The sequence below is a fragment of the Streptococcus mitis genome (genome assembly GCF_946188695.1).
GTDB lineage: Bacteria > Bacillota > Bacilli > Lactobacillales > Streptococcaceae > Streptococcus > Streptococcus mitis_DF.
The window spans coordinates 1-5,923 of the sequence record NZ_CAMHWI010000034.1 but is presented as its reverse complement, the minus strand read 5'-3'; the positions used below and the strand labels follow the sequence as shown (position 1 = coordinate 5,923).

2 protein-coding genes are annotated in these 5,923 nt (G+C 33.8%); both read left to right on the top strand.

What is annotated here, in order from left to right; all coding sequences use genetic code 11:
* The coding region (locus tag N8L33_RS09780) for a ZmpA/ZmpB/ZmpC family metallo-endopeptidase (RefSeq protein ID WP_261054126.1) at window positions 1-4,963 on the top strand (4,963 nt) is incomplete at its 5' end.
* A gap of 43 nt (window positions 4,964-5,006) precedes the next feature.
* On the top strand, window positions 5,007-5,923 hold a 917-nt coding region (locus tag N8L33_RS09775), incomplete at its 3' end, for an LPXTG cell wall anchor domain-containing protein (protein ID WP_261059737.1).

Here is a 5,923-nt window from a genome sequence, read left to right as displayed (position 1 = left end):
GGAGCAAGTAGCACCACTACCTGAATACACAGGAGTACAAGCTGGAGCAATAGTTGAACCGGAACAAGTAGAACCACCCAAAGAGTACACAGGTGTGCAAACTGGAGCGATAGTCGAGCCAGAGAAAGTAGAAGCACCGAAAGAATATACAGGAGTACAAGCTGGGGCGATAGTCGAACCAGAAAAAGTAGAAGCACCAAAAGAATATACAGGCGTACAAGCCGGAGCAATAGTCGAGCCAGAAAAAGTAGAACCACCGAAAGAGTATACAGGGGTTCAAGCTGGAGCGATAGTCGAACCAGAAAAAGTGGAACCACCGAAAGAATACACAGGGAAAATTGAATCACCGAAAACAGAGAAGCCTAAACCTGCAGTAGAGTTAAACAATACAACAGAAAACAATAATGTAGAAAAAAATGCTAGTGCACTTCTTCGAATGAATTTTGTTAAAGATAACAAAGCATTATCAGGAACGGGTTCAGCTACTTTTATAGCTCCTAATGTATTGTTGACAGTAGCGCATAATTTTATTAATAATTCTTCAGATAACACTACTGGTGAGTTTAGGGGAGATAAAGCTAAAAACACATATGAATGGCAGTCACCTGATGGACAAAAAGGTTCATTCACTTCAGATGATATTCACTTCTATAATCAAAAAGATTATCCAAAAGGCTTTATCTACGATTTAGCAGTTATTAAATTACCTGAATCTACTAGAAGACAGTATGCCAACTTAGTAGAAAATTACTCGAAAGTAAATGTTAATGACAAACTAAATGTTCATGGATATCCTGCTGGGCAGTATACTCACTTAAAAGATACTACTGTAGAAATGGAACAAAAATACGCTAATAATACTTATGGTGTCCAATACCAAGGTGGAAAAGCTGGTATGAGTGGTGGAGGAATCTTTAACTCTAAAGGAGAAGTCATTGGCATACACCAAAATGGAGCTGAAAATCGTTCAGGAGGATTGATTTTATCTCCAACACAATTAGCTTGGATTAGAAGTATTATAAACGGTAAAGAAATTACACCTAAATATGATGCTCTTGAACGTCATAAAGATGAGAAAAAAGATGACACTAAAGAAGAGAAAGAAATTGTTAAAAAATTAGAACTTAGAAATATTTCTTCTGTTGAACTATATTCGAAAGAAGGAGATAAGTATCGTCATGTAACTTCACTTTCAAGTGTGCCAAACATCTCTTCAAATTACTTTATGAAAGTTAAGTCAGAGAATTTTAAGGATGTAATGCTTCCAGTTGAAAGTATTACTAATGATAATAAAGATAATAGAGAAGTCTATAAAATAGTGGCTCGCGTAAATAATCTGATACAACATGAAAATGATAGAGTATTAGATAATTATACATACTACCTACCTAAGACGGTAAGTAGTGAAAATGGTGTTTATACATCATTTAAAAATCTTGTAGATGATATGAATAGTAACCCACATGGTACATTTCGTCTAGGGGCGACTATGGATGCTCGTGAAGTAGAACTTTTGGAAGGTCAAGAAAGTTATATTAATCACGAATTTAGTGGTACATTAATAGGTTCAAACAATGATAAGAACTATGCTGTATATAACCTGAAAAAACCGTTATTTAACGTTTTAAATCATGCTAATATTCGAGATCTTTCAATAAAAGAAGCAAATGTTTCTTCTAAAGAAGATGCTGCTACAATAGCGAAAGAAGCGAAAAATGGTACTAACATTACTAATGTTCACTCATCTGGTGTAATTGCTGGTGAACGTGGCATTGGTGGTTTAGTTTCACAAGTTACAGATTCTAAAATCTTGAATAGTAGTTATACTGGTAGAATAACTAATACTTATGACACAACGGCTACTTATCAAATAGGTGGTTTAGTTGGTAAACTTTCAGGAGCTAGAGCTTCAATTGATAGATCAGTTTCGTCTATTGATATGGCGACAAATGCTAATCAAGGAGACCAAATTGTTGGTGGTATAGCGGGAGTTGTTGATGATAGAGCGACAATCAGTAATAGCTATGTTGAAGGTAATGTTAATAATGTGAAACATTTTGGTAAAGTTGGTGGAGTCGTTGGTAATCTTTGGGATAATTCAGGAGAAGTTGAAAATTCAGGTCGACTATCTGATGTGCTAAGTGATGTTAATGTTACTAATGGGAACGCTATAGTTGGTTATGATTTTAATGGTATTAAAGCATTTAAGACATATAGTAATAAAAATAATAAAGTAGTAAATGTAGTTCAAGTGGACGATGAACTTGTAACTAAAGATTCAGATGTACAAAGAGGTACGATATTAGAATCTGACAAAGTGAATGCTAAAAAAGTTGAGTTAGTTTCTAAACAAAGTACTAAAGTAGAAGACTTCAATTTCTCTTCTAGATATGTAACTGACTATAGAAATCTTGAAAATGCCGATTCATCAAAAGAACAAGTTTATAAAAATATTGAAAAATTATTACCATTCTATAATAGAGAAACAATAGTTAAGTACGGGAATTTAGTAGAGACTAGTAGTAATCTTTACAAAAAAGAATTATTATCAGTAGTTCCTATGAAAGATAAAGAAATAATTAGTGATGTTAACGGAAATAAATCAAGTATAAATAAACTATTACTATATTACACGGACAATACATCAGAAACGATAAATATACAATATCAAAGTGATTTTTCAAATGTAGCAGAGTATAGTTTGAATGGTACAAAATTAATTTACACACCAAATACATTACTTCGAAATTATAAAAATATTTTAGATGAAGTATTACCAGAATTAAATAAAGTAGAATATAAATCAGATGCAATTAGAAAAGTATTAGATATTTCTAAAGGTATTAGTTTAACAGAGTTATATCTAGATGAACAATTCGACAAAACAAAAGCAAACATTGAAGATAGTTTATCAAAACTTCTTTCTGCTGACGCGGCAATAGCTGAAAATAGTAATTCAATAATTGATAATTATGTAATAGAAAAAATTAAGAATAATAAAGAAGCGTTACTTCTAGGTTTAACTTATCTAGAACGTTGGTATAATTTTAAATATGATAATGCAAGTGCTAAAGATTTAGTTATGTATCACTTGGATTTCTTCGGTAAATCAAATAGTTCAGCCTTAGATAATGTTATTGAACTAGGTAAGTCTGGCTTTAACAATTTATTAGCGAAAAATAATGTAATTACTTATAATGTATTATTAGCGAAAAATTATGGAACTGAAAGTTTATTTAAAGCATTAGAAGGATATAGAAAAGTATTTTTACCAAAAACTTCTAACAACGAGTGGTTTAAAAAACAAACAAAAGCTTATATAGTAGAAGAAAAATCTACGATTAAAGAGGTAAGTGATAAACAATCAATAGCAGGTAGTCCATATTCTATTGGTGTATATGATAGATTAACTAGCCCATCATGGAAATATCAAAGTATGGTGTTGCCGTTATTAACACTACCTGAAAAATCTGTGTTTATGATAGCGAATATCTCTACTATTGGATTTGGTGCATATGATAGATATAGAAGTAAAGAATATCCTAAGGGAGAAAAATTAAATAAATTTGTTGAAGAGAATGCACAAGCAGCGGCTAAACGATTTAGAGACCATTATGATTATTGGTATAAAATTCTAGATAATGAAAATAAAGAAAAATTATTTAGAAGTATCCCAGTCTATGATGCATTTAGATTTGGAAATGATGAAGATAATAAGTTACAAGAAGCTAACTTTGAAACTAATCATCCAGCAATAAAACATTTCTTTGGTCCAGCAGGTAATAATGTAGTTCACAATGCTAATGGTGCATATGCAACAGGGGACGCATTCTACTATATGGCTTATCGTATGCTTGATAAATCTGGTGCGGTAACATATACGCATGAAATGACGCATAACTCAGATAGAGAAATTTATCTTGGTGGCTATGGTCGAAGAAGTGGCTTGGGACCAGAGTTCTTCGCAAAAGGCTTATTGCAAGCACCAGACCATCCAAATGACGCAACCATCACCATCAACTCGATCTTGAAACATTTAAAATCGGATAGCAAAGAAGGAGAACGATTACAAATACTCGATCCAACTACGAGATTTAATAGTGCAGATGATTTGAAGCAATATGTCCACAATATGTTTGATGTTGTCTATATGTTGGAATATCTTGAAGGACAATCAATCATTCAACATTTATCTAATGCAGAGAAAATGACTGCACTGAGAAAAATTGAGAATGTATTCGTCAAGGATCCAGATGGAAATAACGTATATGCAACAAATGTTGTCAGAGATCTAACAGTAGAAGAAGCTAAAAAACTACGTTCATTCAATGATTTGATTGATAATAATATTATTTCGTCTAGGGAATATGCGTCAAAAACATACGAAAGAAATGGCTATTTTACTATAAAACTATTTGCGCCGATTTATGCAGCATTAAGTAATGATGACGGAACGCCAGGTGATCTAATGGGACGTCGTATGGCATATGAACTATTAGCTGCTAAAGGCTTTAAAGATGGTATGGTACCATATATTTCAAATCAATTTGAACCCGATGCTAGGGAAAATAATAAAACGATTAGCTCATATGGTAAAACAAAAGGGTTAGTGACAGATAAATTGGTACTTCATAAATTATTTAATGGGCAATACCACACTTGGAGTGATTTTAAAAAGGCTATGTATACAGAGCGTAAAGACAAGTTCAACAAATTGAACAAAGTTACCTTTAAGGACACAACTAAATCGTGGACAAGCTTTGCAACAAAAACCACAAGTAGTATAGATGAGTTGCAGAAACTAATGAATGAAGCTGTCCGTCAGGATGCAGAAGGAACTCATTGGGATAACTATAATCCAGAGACTGACAGTGCGGTTCATAAGTTGAAGAGAGCGATTTTTAAAGCTTATCTTGACCAAACCGATGATTTTAGAAGTTCAATTTTTGAGAATAAAAAATAGTATTTACTATTAGGAAATAAAAAGCAAATGTAGAGGATTAGAATTGTCATTATTAAAAAAAGATAAATTTTCCATTCGGAAAATAAAAGGTATTGTTGGTTCAGTATTTCTTGGGAGTCTTTTATTTGCACCCTCAGTTGTGGGTGCAGCCACATATCACTACTTGGATTATGCTAATTTGACGCAAAATGAACGTGCTCACCTGAAATCAGGTACTCCTGATGAATCAAAAGAGTCATATGCTTTGGTTTATGAGAAAGACGCACTACCAAACACAGGAAGTTCTCAATCTATTATGACTGTATTTGGTTTATTGACCATCGCTAGTCTTGTTGTAGTTATTACAAAAGATAAGAGAAATAAAAAAATAGCTACATTTTTGATTGTAGGGGCGACAGGTTTAGTTACACTATCAACTGCTTCAGCACTTAATTTGAATGCTAACATCCATGATTCTGGTCGTGATGGTGTGTTGCAAATTTCTGGTTACAGATATGTTGGTTACCTGGAGCTTGATGATAGAACTGTTTCGTCGGTTTCTCCGGCATCAACTGTTTCGACAGTTGAGCAACCCAAAGTTGTGACTGAGAAAGGCGAATCTAAGGTTCAACCAGCATTACCTGAAGCGGTTGTGACCGAAAAAGGAGAACCTGAAGTTCAACCAGCATTACCTGAAGCGGTTGTAACTGATAAAGGAGAACCTGAAGTTCAACCAGCATTACCTGAAGCGGTTGTAACTGATAAAGGAGAACCTGAAGTTCAACCAACATTACCAGAAGCTGTTGTGACTGATAAAGGGAAACCTGAAGTTCAGCCAGCGTTACCAGAAGCTGTTGTAACTGACAAAGGGGAACCTGAAGTTCAATCAACATTACCAGAAGCGGTTGTAACTGACAAAGGAGAACCAGAGGTTCAACCAGCATTACCAGAAGCTGTTGTGACTGATAAAGGGAAACCAGA